The 15,693-nt window shown below is 69.7% G+C and carries 13 protein-coding genes; 3 read left to right on the top strand and 10 right to left on the bottom strand.

Annotated elements, in window-relative coordinates; translation table 11 throughout:
- Positions 1 to 6: 6 nt before the first annotated feature.
- Both HPS01S_RS13595 and ssb read right to left on the bottom strand, forming a co-directional pair.
- A complete protein-coding gene (locus HPS01S_RS13595; RefSeq protein WP_066156960.1) occupies positions 7 to 1,251 on the bottom strand; it encodes a sensor histidine kinase in 1,245 nt (414 codons plus the stop codon).
- A gap of 137 nt (positions 1,252 to 1,388) precedes the next feature.
- The gene (gene ssb, locus HPS01S_RS13600; protein WP_066156964.1) at positions 1,389 to 1,889 is read right to left on the bottom strand and encodes a single-stranded DNA-binding protein; all 501 of its coding nucleotides are present in this window, start codon (positions 1,887 to 1,889) and stop codon (positions 1,389 to 1,391) included.
- Positions 1,890 to 2,050: 161 nt separating this feature from the next.
- Here ssb and HPS01S_RS13605 point away from each other — a divergent pair, with 161 nt between their 5' ends.
- Entirely contained in the window at positions 2,051 to 3,430 is a 1,380-nt protein-coding gene (locus HPS01S_RS13605) for a chloride channel protein (protein WP_084397366.1), read from the top strand.
- A gap of 15 nt (positions 3,431 to 3,445) precedes the next feature.
- Here the strand turns inward: HPS01S_RS13605 and HPS01S_RS13610 are convergent, their stop codons facing one another.
- Complete coding sequence (locus HPS01S_RS13610; protein WP_066157172.1) at positions 3,446 to 4,630, bottom strand: MFS transporter; 1,185 nt, start codon at positions 4,628 to 4,630, stop codon at positions 3,446 to 3,448.
- Between the two features lie 130 nt (positions 4,631 to 4,760).
- On the opposite strand from HPS01S_RS13610, the gene uvrA reads away from it, so the two are divergent.
- Complete coding sequence (uvrA, locus tag HPS01S_RS13615; RefSeq protein WP_084397367.1) at positions 4,761 to 7,805, top strand: excinuclease ABC subunit UvrA; 3,045 nt, start codon at positions 4,761 to 4,763, stop codon at positions 7,803 to 7,805.
- Between the two features lie 3 nt (positions 7,806 to 7,808).
- Here the strand turns inward: uvrA and HPS01S_RS13620 are convergent, their stop codons facing one another.
- From HPS01S_RS13620 to HPS01S_RS13645, 6 genes are all read right to left on the bottom strand, one after another.
- On the bottom strand, positions 7,809 to 8,633 hold the full coding sequence (locus tag HPS01S_RS13620; protein ID WP_066156969.1) for a MipA/OmpV family protein: 825 nt from the start codon (positions 8,631 to 8,633) through the stop codon (positions 7,809 to 7,811).
- 69 nt (positions 8,634 to 8,702) lie between these two features.
- Positions 8,703 to 9,332 carry a glutathione S-transferase family protein gene (locus HPS01S_RS13625; RefSeq protein WP_066156971.1) on the bottom strand — a complete coding sequence of 210 codons (630 nt, stop codon included), beginning with the start codon at positions 9,330 to 9,332 and terminating at the stop codon, positions 8,703 to 8,705.
- A 13-nt stretch (positions 9,333 to 9,345) separates the two neighbouring features.
- Positions 9,346 to 10,185, bottom strand: coding sequence for an orotidine-5'-phosphate decarboxylase (pyrF, locus tag HPS01S_RS13630; RefSeq protein WP_174545250.1), 840 nt, complete (start codon positions 10,183 to 10,185; stop codon positions 9,346 to 9,348).
- A gap of 9 nt (positions 10,186 to 10,194) precedes the next feature.
- The gene (locus tag HPS01S_RS13635) at positions 10,195 to 12,393 is read right to left on the bottom strand and encodes a CotH kinase family protein (protein WP_066156978.1); all 2,199 of its coding nucleotides are present in this window, start codon (positions 12,391 to 12,393) and stop codon (positions 10,195 to 10,197) included.
- A complete protein-coding gene (locus HPS01S_RS13640; protein WP_066156981.1) occupies positions 12,390 to 13,214 on the bottom strand; it encodes a polyphosphate polymerase domain-containing protein in 825 nt (274 codons plus the stop codon). Before HPS01S_RS13640 ends, HPS01S_RS13635 begins: the two co-directional genes overlap by 4 nt.
- A complete protein-coding gene (locus HPS01S_RS13645) occupies positions 13,204 to 13,767 on the bottom strand; it encodes a DUF4956 domain-containing protein (RefSeq protein WP_066156983.1) in 564 nt (187 codons plus the stop codon). The genes HPS01S_RS13640 and HPS01S_RS13645 overlap by 11 nt, the downstream gene beginning before the upstream one ends.
- Before the next feature lie 141 nt (positions 13,768 to 13,908).
- On the opposite strand from HPS01S_RS13645, the gene HPS01S_RS13650 reads away from it, so the two are divergent.
- Positions 13,909 to 14,817 carry a DMT family transporter gene (locus HPS01S_RS13650; protein WP_066156986.1) on the top strand — a complete coding sequence of 303 codons (909 nt, stop codon included), beginning with the start codon at positions 13,909 to 13,911 and terminating at the stop codon, positions 14,815 to 14,817.
- A gap of 63 nt (positions 14,818 to 14,880) precedes the next feature.
- Here HPS01S_RS13650 and HPS01S_RS13655 read toward each other — a convergent pair whose 3' ends face one another.
- Entirely contained in the window at positions 14,881 to 15,648 is a 768-nt protein-coding gene (locus HPS01S_RS13655) for an alpha/beta fold hydrolase (RefSeq protein ID WP_066156988.1), read from the bottom strand.
- Between the last annotated feature and the right edge of the window lie 45 nt (positions 15,649 to 15,693).

Genomic DNA, 15,693 nt, shown 5'->3' on the forward strand with positions numbered 1-15,693 from the left:
GGCGGCTCAGCCCCGGGTCTGCGGCGGTCTGGGCAGCGACACCACGAACCGCGCACCCTCGTTGGGGCGGGCGTGGAAGCCGATCTGCCCGCCGTGCCGCCGGACGATGCCCAGGGCGTTCGCCAGCCCGATGCCGTGCCCGGGGTAGTCGCTTTCGGCATGCAGCCGCTGGAACACGCCAAACAGACGGTCGGCGTGCTGCATGTCGAACCCGATGCCGTTGTCCTCGACCGCGATCTCGTCCATGTCGATGCCTGCGCTGCAGGTGACCGAGACCCGCGGGCTGGGGTGCTTGCTGCTGTACTTGATCGCGTTGCCCAGCAGGTTCTGGAACACGATGCGGATGAGCGCCGGATCGGCCCACACCCTCGCCTCGTCAGGCCACTCCAGCCGCGGCAGCCGGTCGGCGCCGCCCACCAGCTGGGCGGCGATGTCCGCGAGCAGCGCCGGCAGGTCGACCCACTGGCAACGGGGCTCGGCCTGGCGGTTGCTCGAGTAGTCGAGCAGCGCCTCCATCATGACCGCCATCTTCGACCCCGCCTGCAGCACGGCCTCGACACAGCTTCGGGCTTCGGGGTCCTGGCCGACGCTGTCCAGTCCGAGCATCAGCTCGCCGTAGCCCATCATGTGCCGCAGGGGCGTGCGCAGGTCGTGCGAAATGGAGTAGGCAAACGAGGCCAGCTGCCGGTTGGCCTCTTCCAGATGGGCCGTCTGCCGGGCGACCTCCTGGGTCAGCGAGGCCGACAGGGATTCGAGCCGCTGCTCGTAGCGCATGCGGTCGATCTCGACCCCGGCCCGCGCCGCATGCATCTGGACCAGCGCCCGCAGCTCCGCGGAGTCGGGCAGCAGCTTGTCGTCCAGCAGCACCAGCAGCCCGATGCCCTGGCCCTGGGTGTCGAAGATGGGCGCCCCCAGGTAGCTGCTGACGCCCATCTCCTTGAGCAGCGCGTCCTCCGGGAACTCGGCGCAGACGTCGCCGGAGTAGACGCACATGCCTTTGCCGACGATGCTTTCGCAGGGAGAGCCCGACAGGTCGTAGCTGAAGTTGGGCGAGAGCGCGCCGCCGATGGCGGTGGCCAGGGAGTGGACCGTCTGATCCTCCCCCGGGCCGATGACCCCCACGAACACGTACCGGACGCCCAGCAGCCGCCCGAGCCGGGACACCATGTTCTCGCAGCAGCGCAGCCCGACCGAGGTGTCGCCGGCCAGCTCGAGCAGGCCCTGCCGAAGCACGTGCTGTTCCTGATGCATGCGATGACCCAAATGAAGCCTGTTACCTCGGCAGTTCGCCCCCGGACTTGAACCCTGATACGGCGCCGAGCCGACAAAAAAGCCCGCACCCCGGAGAGGGAGCGGGCCTGGTGAGCGGTGGGGCCGTCTCCTTCGAATCAGAACGGGATGTCGTCGTCCATGTCGTCGAAACCACTGGCCGGACGGGCGGCCGCCGGAGCGGGGGCCGGTGCCGGACGGGGCGCGGGCGCCTGGCGCGGAGCGGCGGCCGGACGGCTGTAGCCGCCACCACCACCGCCCTCGTCGCCACCGCCCATGCCTTCGCGGCCGCCGAGCAGCTGCAGTTCGGTGGCGATGATGTCCACGGTGTTCTTTTCCACGCCGGTGGCCTTGTCCACATAGGTGCCGTACTTCAGGCGGCCTTCGACATAGATCGGGCGGCCCTTCTTGACGTATTCGCCGGCGATTTCGGCCAGGCGGTCGTAGAAGGTGACGCGGTGCCACTGGGTGTCTTCGATGGTCTCGCCGCTGTTGCGGTCCTTGCGCCGGCTGGAGGTGGCCACGCTCACGTTGGCCACCGCCTGGCCCGAGGGCAGGTAACGGATTTCGGGGTCGCGGCCGCAGTTGCCGACGAGGATGACTTTGTTGACGGATGCCATGGATGAACCCTGCTGAACTGGAACCAGGCGCCGCGACGGCGCCGGGGCGGTCGGACATTGTGCCGCAAGTGCCCTTCTTCCCCGCCGTCCGACCCGCGAAGACGACCTGTGAACTGAGATAAACCGGCCGGGGGCACGCTTGCTTCTACACTGCGGGGCCCATGAAAGGTGAGCCGGACTTTTTCCAGAACCTGCAGGACGAGCTGTCGGACGGACGGGGCTGGCTGGACCGGTCGATCGTGCTGGCCTATGCCGTTGCCGCCGGCCTGTGCGTGGTGATCTTCACCCTGATGAGCGAAACCGCCTTCGAGTGGTTCGCGCACCTGCATGCCCGGTCGCCCTGGGCGGTCCTGATCTGGACCCCGGCATTGACCGCCTTCATCGTCTGGGCCACACGCCGCTTCGCGCCCGGCGCCGCCGGCTCCGGCATTCCGCAGGTGATGACGGCCCTCGACCCCCACCTGCCACGCGACATGCGCCAGCGGTTCGTGTCGATCCGCCTGACCGTGGCCAAGATGCTGCTCGGCTCCATGAGCCTGCTCGCCGGACTGTCGGCCGGGCGCGAGGGGCCTTCCGTGCAGGTGGCCGCAGGTGTGATGCACAACGCGCGCCGCTGGCTGCGCCCCGGCTCGGGGATGAACGATCACGCCCTGCTGGTCGCCGGCGGGGCGGCCGGCATCGCGGCAGCGTTCAATGCGCCGCTGGCCGGCGTGGTGTTCGCCATAGAGGAACTGTCCAAGAAACTCGAGTCGCGCAACAGCGGCCTGATCATCGCGGCCATCGTCCTGGCAGGCCTGGTGAGCATTTCGGCTTTTGGCAACCTCAGCTATTTCGGTTCGGTGGCCGTGACCCGGCTGGGCTGGGGCGCCCTGCTGCCCGGCCTGTCGGTGGCCATCGCCTGTGGTGTGCTCGGCGGCCTGTTTGCGCGGCTGCTGGCCGCCTCGGCGGCGGGCATGCCCGACCGCTTCAGCGCCTTCCGCAAGCGGTACCCGGTGCGCTTTGCCGCCGGCTGCGGGCTGCTGATCGCCATCATCGGCCTGGTCACGGACGGCGCCACCTTCGGGGCCGGTGCCGAAGAAGTGCGGCACATGCTGGCCGGCGAGAGCGACGCGTCCCGTCTGTATGTGCTGCTCAAATTCGTCGCCACCTGGCTGACCACCTGGAGCGGCGTGCCCGGCGGCATCTTCGCGCCCTCGCTGTCCATTGGTGCCGGCGTCGGCCACGACATGGCCCAGCTGGTGGCGGGCGCGCAGTTCCAGACCCTGGCACCGAGCCTGATCGCCATGGGCATGGCCGGCTTCCTGGCTGCGGCCACGCAGGCGCCGCTGACCTCGTTCATCATCGTGATGGAGATGATCGACGGCCGTCCGATGGTGCTGAGCCTGATGGCCTCGGCCATGATCGCCAGCCTGATCGCGCGTCTGATCAGCCGCCCGCTTTACAGCACGCTGTCGGGGCTGATGATGCGGCCCCTGCGCGAAGCACAGGCCCGCGCACGGGAGGCGAAGGAAACCGCGCCCCCGCCGGACGGCGCCAGCTGAGTCCGGAACGGTGTTTCAGCCCTTCGGCGCGGGCGCCTTCATCGGCCAGGCCACCACGAACCAGACCAGCGTCGCCACCGCACAGGCGGCGAACAGGCCAGTCGGCCCCTGGGTGCGGGCCAGCCAGCCGCCGACGGCGCCGCCGACAAAGAAACCCACCGACTGCAGCGTGTTGTAGACCCCCAGCGCGGCGCCGCGCGCATGGGCCGGCGCCAGCTTGGACACGAGGCTGGGCTGGCTGGCTTCCATCATGTTGAAACCGATGAAGAACACGAACAGCAGGCCGCCCAGGGTCCACAGGCCCGGTGCTGCGCCGGCCACGGCCCACAGGCCCAGCTGCACCGCCAGGATCAGGCCGATGGACACCAGGAAGGCCGCGCGCAACCGGCCTTTGCGCTCCATGGGGAACAGCACGCCGCCCATGACCAGCAGCGAGGCCGCCACCGCGGGCAGGTAGACCTGCCAGTGGTCCGCCTTGGCCAGTCCGGCGTCCACCAGCAGCGCGGGCAGCGCCATCCACATGGCCAGTTGCACCGCGTGCAGCACGAACACCCCCAGGTTCAGGCGCAGCAGGCCGGCGTGGCGCAGCACCTCGCCCAGGCCGCCGCGCACCTGCTGCATGTCCGACGGCTTGTGAACCACCGGCTCGGGTGGTGCCACCCACAGCACCACGGCGATGCCCAGCAGCGCCAGCGCGCAGGTCATGGTGAAGATGCCCGAGAGGCCAACCCAGCCGGCCAGCAGCGGGGCGATCACCAGCGACAGCGCGAACATCAACGCGATGCTGGCGCCCACCATGGCCATGGCCTTGGTGCGCACGGCGTCGCGCGTGACGTCGGCCAGAAAGGCGGTGACCGCGGCCGAGATGGCGCCCGCGCCCTGCACCGCGCGGCCGACGGCCAGCCAGGTGAGGTCCGGCGCCCAGGCGGCGATGGCACTGCCCACCGCGAACAGCAGCAGGCCGGCGACGATGGTGCGCTTGCGGCCGAAGCGGTCGGACGCGGTGCCGAAGGGGATCTGGAGGAAGGCCTGGGTCAGGCCATACAGGCCCATGGCGAAGCCCACCCGCGCCGGATCGTCGCCGCCGGGCAGGCGGGCGGCCTCGAGCGCGAACACCGGCAGCACGATGAACAGGCCCAGCATGCGCAGCGCGAACACCAGGGCCAGTGAGGCGCTGGCGCGGCGCTCGTCGGGTGTCATGCGGGAGGAGTCGGTCGAATCCGGGGTGGCGGTGGTCGGGGACACGGCGGAATGTGCGGTCGAGGCAAAGGCGTGATTGTCGGTCATGGCGCGCCCCGGGGTTTGGCCGGGAAAGGACCGGCCTCTTATCATGTCGGGTTGCCCATCTGATGCCCCTCCCGTGGATTCCAAGCTCACCGCCCCCGCCGCCCACCCCACCGCCACCACCCTGTCGGTGCGCGGCGCGCGCACGCACAACCTCAAGAACATCGACCTGGACATCCCCAAGCAGTCGCTGGTGGTGATCACCGGCCTGTCGGGTTCGGGCAAGTCCAGCCTGGCCTTCGACACGCTGTACGCCGAGGGCCAGCGCCGCTATGTGGAGAGCCTGAGCGCCTACGCGCGGCAGTTCCTGCAGCTGATGGACAAGCCCGACGTGGACCTGATCGAAGGCCTGTCGCCCGCCATCGCCATCGAGCAGAAGGCCACCAGCCACAACCCGCGCTCCACCGTGGGCACGGTGACCGAGATTCACGACTACCTGCGCCTGCTCTACGCCCGCGCCGGCACGCCCTATTGCCCGGACCACGACCTGCCGCTGGCGTCGCAGAGCGTGGCGCAGATGGTGGACACGGTGCTGGCCCTGCCCGAAGGCACCCGGCTGATGATCCTGGCGCCGGTGGCGCGCGAGAAGAAGGGCGAGTTCGCCGATCTGTTCGCCGAGATGCAGGCCCAGGGCTATGTGCGCTTCCGCCTGAACGGCGAGGTGGTCGAGGCCGAAGCCCTGCCGGCGCTGAAGAAGACCGAGAAGCACAACATCGACGTGGTGATCGACCGCATCAAGGTGCGCTCCGCCGACGAAGAAGGCGCGAATCCACAGCGTCAGCGCCTGGCCGAAAGCTTTGAAGCGGCCTTGCGTCTGGCCGAAGGCCGCGCGCTGACGGTGGACATGGACACCGGCGCCGAGCAGGCGTTTTCGGCCAAGTTCGCCTGCCCGGTCTGCACCCACACCGTGGGCGAGCTGGAGCCGCGCCTGTTCTCGTTCAACTCGCCCCTGGGCGCCTGCCCGGCCTGCGACGGCATCGGCCACACCGAGGTGTTCGACGCCGAGCGCGTGGTCGCCTTCCCCACACTGAGCCTGGCCAGCGGCGCCATCAAGGGCTGGGACCGGCGCAACGGCTACTACTTCGCGATGATCGAGAGCCTGGCGGCGCACTACGGTTTCGACCCCGAGGCGCCGTGGGAATCGTTGCCGGACAAGGTGCGGCAGGTGCTGCTCTACGGTTCGGGTGAGGAAGAGATCAAATTCAGCTACGCGCTGGAATCGGGCGAGCGCGCGGGCAAGAAGGTCACGAAGAAACACCCCTTCGAAGGCATCATCCGCAACTTCGAGCGCCGCTACCGCGAGACCGATTCGGTCGCGGTGCGCGAAGAGCTGGCGCGCTACCGCAGCACCCAGCCCTGCCCCGAATGCGGCGGCACGCGGCTGCGCAAGGAAGCGCGCCATGTGTTCGTGGGCGACGGCGAACAGCGCCAGCCGATCTACAAGGTCAGCCACATCACCCTGGGCGAGGCGCTGGACTACTTCCGTCGCCTCGAACTGCAGGGGGCCAAGGCCGACATCGCCGCGCGCGTGGTGAACGAAATCCGCCAGCGCCTGAAGTTCCTCAACGACGTGGGCCTGAACTACCTGAGCCTGGACCGCAGCGCCGACACACTCAGCGGCGGCGAGGCCCAGCGCATCCGACTGGCCAGCCAGATCGGCTCGGGTCTGTCGGGCGTGATGTACGTGCTGGACGAGCCCAGCATCGGCCTGCACCAGCGCGACAACGACCGCCTGATCGGCACGCTGCAGCACCTGCGCGACCTGGGCAACACCGTGCTGGTGGTCGAGCACGACGAGGACATGATCCGCACCGCCGACCACGTGATCGACATCGGACCCGGCGCGGGCGTGCACGGCGGGCGCGTGATGTCGCAGGGCACGCCGGCGGTGGTGATGGCCGATCCGAATTCACTCACCGGCCAGTACCTCAGCGGTACCAAGCAGATCGCGGTGCCCGCGCGGCGCACGCCCTGGCTGCCGGTGATCAAGCCCGAGGTGAAGGCGGCGCCGGTCAAGTCGAGGTTTCCCATGAGCCCGGCCGCCGAGCGCCGCGCCGAACGCCAGGCCTCGCACGAGGCCACGCTGGGCGAGCTGCAGGAAATCCGCGTGCGCGGCGCCAAGGGCCACAACCTCAAGGACGTGAGCGTGGCCTTCCCGGTCGGGCTGCTGACCTGCGTGACCGGCGTCTCCGGCTCGGGCAAATCGACGCTGGTCAACGACACGCTGTACGCCGCGGTGGCGCGCACGCTCTACCGCTCGCACGACGAGCCGGCCGAACACGAGGCCATCGAGGGCATCGAACACTTCGACAAGGTCATCAACGTCGACCAGAGCCCCATCGGCCGCACGCCACGCAGCAACCCCGCCACCTACACCGGCCTGTTCACCGGCATCCGCGAGCTGATGGCCGAGGTGCCGACCGCGCGCGAACGCGGCTACGGGCCGGGCCGTTTCAGTTTCAACGTGGCCGGCGGCCGCTGCGAGGCCTGCCAGGGCGACGGCGTGGTCAAGGTGGAGATGCACTTCCTGCCCGATGTCTATGTGCCCTGCGAGGTCTGCCACGGCCGGCGCTACAACCGCGAGACGCTGGAGGTCCAGTACAAGGGCCGCAACATCGCGCAGATCCTGGACATGACGGTTGAGCAGGCGGCCGAGTTCTTCAGCGCCGTGCCCACCCTGCACCGCAAGCTGCAGACCCTGCTGGACGTGGGCCTGAGCTATGTGCGCCTGGGCCAGAGCGCCACCACGCTCTCGGGCGGTGAGGCGCAGCGCGTCAAGCTGGCCCAGGAGCTGAGCAAGCGCGACACCGGCCGCACGCTCTACATCCTGGACGAGCCGACCACCGGCCTGCACTTCGCCGACATCGAGCTGCTGCTCAAGGTCTTGCACCAGCTGCGCGACGCGGGCAACACCATCGTCGTGATCGAGCACAACCTTGATGTGATCAAGACCGCCGACTGGCTGATCGACATGGGCCCCGAAGGCGGCTCGGGCGGTGGCACGGTGGTGGTGCAGGGCACGCCGGAAGACGTGGCGGCCTGCGAGGCCAGCCACACCGGGCGCTATCTGGCGCGCTTGCTCAGTCGCTGAGGATCAGCGCTTGCCGCGGAAAGCGATGCCGGCGCTGATCGAATGCGTCGTCTTGCGGCCCACCAGCGGGCTGCGCGAGGGCGCCGACAGCATGCGCGAGAGGTCCAGGCCACCGAACAGCACCCAGTGCTCGCTCAGCACATGGGTGTACTGCAGGCTGGTGCGCATGTTCTCCCAGCCACTGCTGAGGGTGAAGGGCGAACGCCCGACGCTCTGAGCCGTTTCGGGCGTGATGCCGTAATGGGTCTGCAGGTAGGTCTCGTTGCCGTAGGTCGCGCCCAGCCCGAAGTCCCAGTAGCTGTGTTCCGTCAACGGGTGGCGGTAGCCGAGCCCGGCCGACAGCCGGGACCCGCCCCGCCGCCCCAGCAGGTCCTTGTCGATGCTGGTGCTCCAGCTCCAGCGCTCGCCCAGCGCCGAGCCGGTGGAAATGCGGGCGCGCAGGGTGGACGGAATGTCGGGCAGGCCGCGAAAGCGGGGGTCGCCACCGAAGTCGCGCCCGTTGTCCATGCGCAGGGAAGCGCCCAGGCGCCAGTCGTTGAAGATGCCGAAGTCGGCGCTGACCCCGGTTTCCAGTTCCTCCCGGCCCGCCTTGAGCAGGCTGGAGGCGCGGGAGCGCGACACCCGGAAAGGCCCCAGCTGGAAGGCCCACATGGGCTTGAAGTCGTAGCGCACCGGCGCGTCGCCGATGTGTCCGTTGCCGGACACGACCGAGGCGCCGATCAGGTAATCGCCTTCGATGGTGAGCCAGTCATCGTCGGCAGCAGACGCGGCGACGGCGGACGCACACAAAACCAGACCCAGGCCCGAGCGATGACAAATGGACAGCATGGGCGCAGATCATAGCCACCCAACATGAAGGGCCCCACGGATGCCCCGGCGGGGCGTCCGGCATTGGGTTCAGGCCCGTGCGGCGGGGCGCTGCGCGACCCGGTCGCGCCAGGCTTGCAAGGCGGAAAACCCTTGCTCGCCGGCGTTGAAGCGCATCAGTTTCGCGAACTCGATGGCACAGAACGCAGTGATGTCGGCGATCGTGAAGCGCTCGCCCGCCATCCAGGGCTGGCGCTGCAGCTCGGCATCCAGCCAGGCCGCGGTCTCGCGCAGCTTCTCGCCCTGCGAGCGGCCGAAGTCGGGGAACTGCGGCTGCTCCAGCGGCGCCAGGCCTGGGTGGGTGTGGCGCACGCAGTTGGCGATGGGCAGCAGGAAGTACCACTCGATGCGCCGGTCGGCCATCTCGATGAAGGCCCGCTCGGTGGCGTCCACGCCCATCAGGTTGGGCTCGGGGTGCTGCCCTTCGATCCAGGTGCAGATGGCCCGGGTTTCGGTCAGCACGCGCCCGTCGTCGAATTCCAGCGCGGGGATGCGCGCCAGCGGACTCTTGGCGCGGAAGGCGGCGCTCTTGTGTTCCTGGGCGTTGAGGTCGACGTTCACCAGTTCGATGCCGGCCGCGGCCAGGTCGATGCCCTTTTCGGCCAGGAACATCTGCACCCGGCGCGGGTTGGGGGCCCGGGGCGACACGTAGAGCTTCATGGTCGGCCTCCGTTCAGGCCTTGGCCGCGTTCAGGACCTCGCGCGTGCGCAGCGCCTCGGCGCGCGCGGCGGCCGCGAAGTCGGCGCCACCGGACGCGTACAGCACGGCGCGCGAGCTGTTGACGATCACCGGGCCGGTGGTCGCCCCGCCCCGGGTGCGGTAACCGGCGCGGATGGTGGCCACCGCGTCGCCGCCCTGCGCGCCCACACCGGGAATCAGCAGCGGCAGGGTCGGGGCCAGTTCGCGCACGCGCTCGATCTCGGCCGGGTAGGTGGCGCCGACCACCAGACCCAGCTGGCCGTTGAGGTTCCACGGCCCTTGCGCGAGGCCGGCCACGTGTTCGTACAGCCGCGGCTGGCCGTCCACCGAGGCCAGGCGCTGGTTCTGCAGGTCGTCGCCGCCGGGGTTGGAGGTGCGGCAGAGCAGGAAGGCGCCCTTGCCGGGGTACTTCAGATAGGGCTGGACCGAGTCGAAGCCCATGAAGGGCGAGAGGGTCACGGCATCGGCGCCGTAGCGCTCAAAAGCCTCGATGGCGTACTGCTCGGCGGTGCTGCCGATGTCGCCGCGCTTGGCGTCCAGGATCACCGGCACCTGCGGCGCCACCGCCTTCATGTGCCGCATCAGCTTTTCGAGCTGGTCCTCGGCGCGGTGCGCGGCGAAGTAGGCGATCTGCGGCTTGAAGGCGATCACGGTGTCGGCCGTGGCCTCGACGATGGCGGCGCAGAAGTCGTAGATCTTCGAGGCGTCGCCCTTCAGGCCGGCCGGGAATTTCGCGGGGTCGGGGTCGAGGCCGACGCAGAGCAGGGACTGGTTCTGGCGCTCTGCCGCGCCCAGCATGTCGAGGAAGGTCATCCCCGAATTTTACGAACCCTGTGGTCGCGCGGCGGCGCTCGCAGGCTCGCAGGACGGGCCCAGCACGGGCCGCAGCACCAGCGGCTGGTCCACCACCAGGTCCAGCGACGCCGCACGGGTGCCCTGCCCCTGCCAGCCTTGGACGCGGCGGCACGGGCCTTCGAGCACCTCGATCTTCAGCGCCATGCCCTTGAAGTAGCGCAGCGTCACCGGCTGCGACGGATCGCCCTCGTGGCGCAGTCCGTTGACCTGCAGCACCGCGCCCGGCACCAGCGGCCCCAGCTGGATCGCCACCGGCGCCTCCAGCCCGAACAGCGACTGGAACTCCGCCAGTTGCGCCCCCACCCGCTGGCTGGCAAACCCCTTGACGTGGCGGACCGAGCGCTCCCAGGCCGCCACGTCGGCCGGCACGCGCCAGCGGTTGATGTGGTGCGGCACTTCGGTGGCGATCTCCCCGCGGTACTGGTCGACAAATCGGTGCACGCGCTCCGGTGCGAAGCGGGTGTTCAGCAGGTCCACATAACGCTGCAGGAACCGCGCCCGGACCGCCGGGTCCTTCATGAGCGCGCGGAACAGCCGGGTGCTCCAGGCCAGGTCCGGCCGGCCGCGCGGCCCCTGATCCGACAGCATGTCGGTCAGCTTGGGGGTGCCCGGCACGTGGAAGGAAGCGTCCATGTCGTTGGCCGACCAGTGCCATTTGCGGTGCGCCTGGGCCCGCGGGGGCACCGAGGCCGACGGACGCACCCGCCAGGCCTGCATGTTGTTGAAGGGCCAGTCGATGTTGCCGACATAGATCTGCGCGATGTGCAGGTCGATGTAACTGGCCAGGTCCATCTCGGCCTCGGCCACCGGCCCCGCCGGGCGGCCCGCCGCCGTGGCAGCCTCGATGCGCCCGATCAGGTCCAGCCATTCGGTCGCCATGCCCGGCTGCTCCTCCGAGACCCCGTAGTTCCGGCTGAGTTCGATGTCCGAGTCCTTGACCCCGGCCAACCCGGCGAAGTGGTCATCGCCCAGGCGCTCGCGCAGGTTGAACAGCCCCCAGTACTCGCCGTTGACGAACACCGACACCGGGCGGCTGCGCGAGACCTCCAGGTGCAGGCCGTCCATCACCCGGTGCAGCACGGCGTCCCGGAACAGCGCCCCCGTGCGGTCGTTGCCCGCGTTGCGCAGGATGACCTGCTTGGCCGGAAAGGGCCGGTCCATGGAACCGAACACGTCCATGTCGTCCTGGCCGTAGCGCTTGCGTGCGTGCAGGCGCATGGACTTGTTGGTCGCCGCCCGGCTGAAGGCCCCGTGCACCCGCAGACCCGCCGACTGCGCGGCCGGCTGGGACTGCAGCCGGCCGTTTTCCATGCCCAGGTATTCCACGTGCACGGCGCGCTCGGAGCTGTCGCCCTCGTCGCGCCAGTTGGCGTCGGCCGTGCCCGCGGTGGCGGTGTGGTGCGGATGTCGTTCGCGCCAGGCGTCGAAGCGCCGCCCGGCCACCAGCACGCCCTGCTCGTGGCCGAACAGGTCCTCAGGGTCGGCCGTGAGCACCACCACCGGCAGGTTGAAACGCGCCGGGTTGCCGAAGAAGAAGCTGCGGGTCACGACGTGGCTGCGCTCGCCGCGCGGACCGACCGCCACCGCCCGCACCACCACGGCCCGGTCCACCTGGCCATCGCTGGCGCGGGGGTGCACCAGCGCCTGCGCCGGGTCTGCACCCGCCCAGGCGTCGATCCCATTGCGCGAGTACTCCAGGAACTCGTCCCACACCCGCTGCAACCCATAGGGGTCCGCGCCGGGGGGTGCCGGTGGCAGATGCGCCACCGGCTGGTCGCCGTAGCTGGTGGGGATGCGGGCGTAGCGGCCCGCGCCGCTCAACACGCGGGAGAGCTTGATCGGCCCGCGGTACGGCAGCGTCACCAGCCGCCCTTTTTCCAGCACACCGTCCTTGCTGCGCGGCGAGCGGCGGTAGGCGGTCTTGTACTGGAAGCTGCGCTCGTAGGGGAACTGCACGTAGGGCGTCGAACCGTCCAGCGTGTAGAAGATCGAGACCCCGGCGTCGGGATGGTAGAGCTTGAGCTTGAAGGTGTAGGGATGGAACCCCGCCTCGTGCGAGAACTGCGGCGGGCTGATGATGTCGGCCGCCTGCGCCGGCCAGCACGCGCAGGCCAGCAGCAGCACCAGACAACGCAAGGCCTGGCCCAGACCGGTCAGGAACCTCATGCCGCCACCCCCGCCGCGGCCACCAACAGGGCGGCAGGCGCCACCGGCTGGCAGTCCAGCCGCCGGTGGTTGGCGCCGAAGCGGCTGGCACCGGTCCAGAGCCCGCACGCCAGCAGGCCGATGCAGTACTTGGACATCTGCGCCTGCGGCCGCAGGCCGGCATCGCGCAGCAGGCGGTCGGTCAGCGACATCGGCCGCGCCGACTTGACCTCGACGATCACGCTGGCCGTGCTCTGGTGGACCCCGGGTTCGGTGGCATGGCCGAACGACAGGCCGGTGTCGATGGTGACCCGGGTCTGGTCGCGCGCGTCGAACAGGGTGATGCGCCGGTAGCCCACGTCCAGCGTCGGCAGGAAGCGGCGGTCGGCCGCGGCGCCGGCGATCTGCCGGATGCGGCCGAGCAGGCCGCCGAAGTCGTCGCCGAGGTCCGACGGGTCGCTCAGGGGGACGCGCGACTTGGCGGTCGCCGCCACCCGGGTCTTTTCCTTGAGCTCGCAGAAGGCCAGACCACTGTCTTCGTAGCGCCGGATGCGCAGCTTGAAGCGGTTGGCCCGGCCCTGGTTGTGGGCGCGGAAGCACAGCAGGTCGGGCGTGTCGTAGTAGCGGCTCTGGTAGCCGTGCGAGCGCAGGCCGTCGATTTCCAGCACCGTGTGGCTGAAGCGCAGCACGTCGAACAGGCCGTCCAGCGCCGCCGGGTCCAGCACGTACTTGCGCTCCAGCCGCTTGAGCAGGGCGGCCTGCCCGTTCAGCTCGGCCAGGCCGATGGCGGCGAAGCCGGCCAGCCGGGACGCGGGGACGGCGCCCGGACGATCAGTACTCAACCTGCAGCTCCACGGTCTCGGTGATGCCGCACACCCGCACCAGCTGCACGCGCTGCGCCTTCAGGCCGGTCTGGCGCCCCACGGCCTCGACCACCGCGGCCTCGTCGCCCACGTCGAAGCTGCGGTCCATGTCCAGCTTGATGCGCGTGCTGCGCAACGGGCGGCTGAGCCTGGGGTGGTCCAGCACGTAGACCGAGGCCAGCATGGCCAGGATGATGATGACCATCAGGCCGCGGTCGATCGCGTTGATGGCGAACAGCACCGCCATCGAGGCGCTGCCGAAGAAGTAGGCGATGTCCACCCGGGACAGCTGCTCGGAGCGCAGCGTGAACAGCGCCAGGATCGCGAACAGGCCAAAACCCGCCGCCAGCGAGAACTGCACGTCTGCCAGCACCGTGAGCACGGCGAACACGAACACGTTGAGCAGCAGGGCGGAGACCGCGGTGTCGCGGTTGTGGTGCCTTCTGTAATAGAGGCCAAACATCAGCACACTGGCTGCGCCCAGGTTGAGCGAGAACCGTGCGATGAATTCCAGATACCAGATGATTTCCATGGGCCGGCGGGCGTTGGTTGGACAACAATCACGACCGACCGGAGGCGTCGGATTCGGGCAAAGCGGGCGATTTTATTAAATCCGCTTAAGAATCCGTTCCGCTTCATCGACAACCGCCCCCATCACCGTGATGCTCTGCACATGTCGCTTTCCCGCCAGCAACTCGTTCTGCTCGTCCTGCTCACCCTGGTCTGGGGCATCAACTGGCCGATCATGAAGTTCGGGGTCACCGGCTTTCCACCGCTGACCTTCCGCGCCCTGTGCATGTGGCTGGGGCTGCCACTGCTGGGCGGCTTCCTGTGGCTGCGCCGCGTGCCCTTCACCATCGGTCGCGAACACTGGCCCGAGCTGGCCCTGCTCACCGTGTTCAACATGTTCTTCTGGCACACACTCGCGATCCTGGCGGTCCAGTCGCTCTCCAGCGGGCGCGCCGCCATCCTGGGCTACACCATGCCGGTGTTCTCGGCCGTGATCGGCGCTCTGTGGTTCGGCCAGCGGCTGGTGACGCGCGCCTGGGCCGGCGTGGCCGCCGCCGCGCTGGGCGTGGTGCTGCTGCTGTGGCACGAGATCACCACCCTCTCGGGGCGGCCGCTGGGCGTGGCGATGATGCTGGTGGCCGCCGCCACCTGGGCCGTCGGCACGCAGCTGATGCGCCGTACCCGCATCGCTGCGCCCACGCTGGCGATCAGCTTCTGGATGACGGTGGCGACCACGCTGTGGATGTCGACGCTGGCGCTGCTGTTCGAGCGCGGCCAGTGGCTGGCCCCCAACCCCGCGCAGTGGGCGGCCATCGCCTACAACGCGGTCGGCGTGTTCGCCTTCGCGCAGGTGGCCTGGCTGGTGCTGGCGCGCGAGCTGCCGCCCATCGCGTCCACGCTGTCGGTGATGTTCATCCCGGTGCTGGGCGTGTTCAGCGGCGCCTGGTGGCTGGACGAGGTGCTGCACTGGCAGGACTGGACCGCCGTGGCGCTGGTGATGCTCTCGATCGCCACGGTGCTGTGGCCCCCACGCTCCGCCGCTGCGCGGGTCGCTGCCCCCCGAGGGGGCTGACCCTGCCTTGGGGCGGCCCGGCGGCAGGTCTGCGGCCCCAACGCTCCGCCGCAACCACCTGACTCACATCGCCTTCATCAGGAAGCGCTCGATGGACGTCGCCAGCGCGATCGGCGTCTCGTCCATCGGGTAGTGGCCGGCGTTGGCCATCACCTCCAGCGTGGCATTCGGGTAGTGCTGCAGCCAGGTGGCCTTGCAGGTCTCGGCGCCCAGCGCCGGGTCGTGTTCGCCCGCGATCACCAGCACCGGCAGGGTCTGGCCCTGCACCCGGTCCAGCACCGAGGTCTTGGCCCACGCCACGAGGTAGTCGGCCACCGCGGTTTCATCCGAGTGCTGCAGCGAGCGCCGGGCCATGCCGTCGAGCCAGACGCCCGAGAGCCGGTTGCCGGTGGTCAGGTCGATGATGGCGCGGCGCGTGCCCACGTCCTTGGCCGCGGCCGAGAAGAAGGTCCAGCCCGCATCGTCGAAAGGCACACCCGAGGCCGGCACCGGGGTCACGCCCACCAGGGCCTGCACCCGCTGCGGCGCGTCGGCCAGCAGCTGCTGGATCGCCAGCCCGCCCATCGAATGCCCGACCAGGGCAAAGCGGTCCCAGCCCAGCGCGTCGGCCAGCGCCAGCGCGTCCTGCGCGATCTGGGCCATGGTGTAGGGGCCGCCGCTGTCCTTGCGGTGGCCGTAGCCGCGCTGGTCGAGGAAGGCGTAGGTGAAGGCGTCCTTGTCCAGGTGCTGGACCATGGGGCCCCAGCCGCGGGCATGGCCGAACCAGCCATGCAGGCACAGCACCTTGCGCGGGCCGGTGCCGATGAGGGGGGCGTCGAAGAGCTGGGTCATGGGGGTCTCCCGTCGTTGGTGATGACCGCAGGATCGCGCGACCGG

Origin of the sequence: Hydrogenophaga pseudoflava NBRC 102511, from assembly GCF_001592285.1 — a bacterium.
GTDB classification, from domain to species: domain Bacteria; phylum Pseudomonadota; class Gammaproteobacteria; order Burkholderiales; family Burkholderiaceae_C; genus Hydrogenophaga; species Hydrogenophaga pseudoflava.

Bases quoted from the DNA above. Each gene is read 5' to 3' on its own strand.
- ssb (WP_066156964.1), bottom strand. From the start codon at position 1,889: ATGGCATCCGTCAACAAAGTCATCCTCGTCGGCAACTGCGGCCGCGAC.
- uvrA (WP_084397367.1), top strand. From the start codon at position 4,761: ATGTCGGGTTGCCCATCTGATGCCCCTCCCGTGGATTCCAAGCTCACC.
- HPS01S_RS13610 (WP_066157172.1), bottom strand. From the start codon at position 4,630: ATGACACCCGACGAGCGCCGCGCCAGCGCCTCACTGGCCCTGGTGTTC.
- HPS01S_RS13650 (WP_066156986.1), top strand. From the start codon at position 13,909: ATGTCGCTTTCCCGCCAGCAACTCGTTCTGCTCGTCCTGCTCACCCTG.
- HPS01S_RS13625 (WP_066156971.1), bottom strand. From the start codon at position 9,332: ATGAAGCTCTACGTGTCGCCCCGGGCCCCCAACCCGCGCCGGGTGCAG.
- HPS01S_RS13620 (WP_066156969.1), bottom strand. From the start codon at position 8,633: ATGCTGTCCATTTGTCATCGCTCGGGCCTGGGTCTGGTTTTGTGTGCG.
- HPS01S_RS13595 (WP_066156960.1), bottom strand. From the start codon at position 1,251: ATGCATCAGGAACAGCACGTGCTTCGGCAGGGCCTGCTCGAGCTGGCC.
- HPS01S_RS13655 (WP_066156988.1), bottom strand. From the start codon at position 15,648: ATGACCCAGCTCTTCGACGCCCCCCTCATCGGCACCGGCCCGCGCAAG.
- HPS01S_RS13635 (WP_066156978.1), bottom strand. From the start codon at position 12,393: ATGAGGTTCCTGACCGGTCTGGGCCAGGCCTTGCGTTGTCTGGTGCTG.
- HPS01S_RS13605 (WP_084397366.1), top strand. From the start codon at position 2,051: ATGAAAGGTGAGCCGGACTTTTTCCAGAACCTGCAGGACGAGCTGTCG.
- pyrF (WP_174545250.1), bottom strand. From the start codon at position 10,185: ATGACCTTCCTCGACATGCTGGGCGCGGCAGAGCGCCAGAACCAGTCC.
- HPS01S_RS13645 (WP_066156983.1), bottom strand. From the start codon at position 13,767: ATGGAAATCATCTGGTATCTGGAATTCATCGCACGGTTCTCGCTCAAC.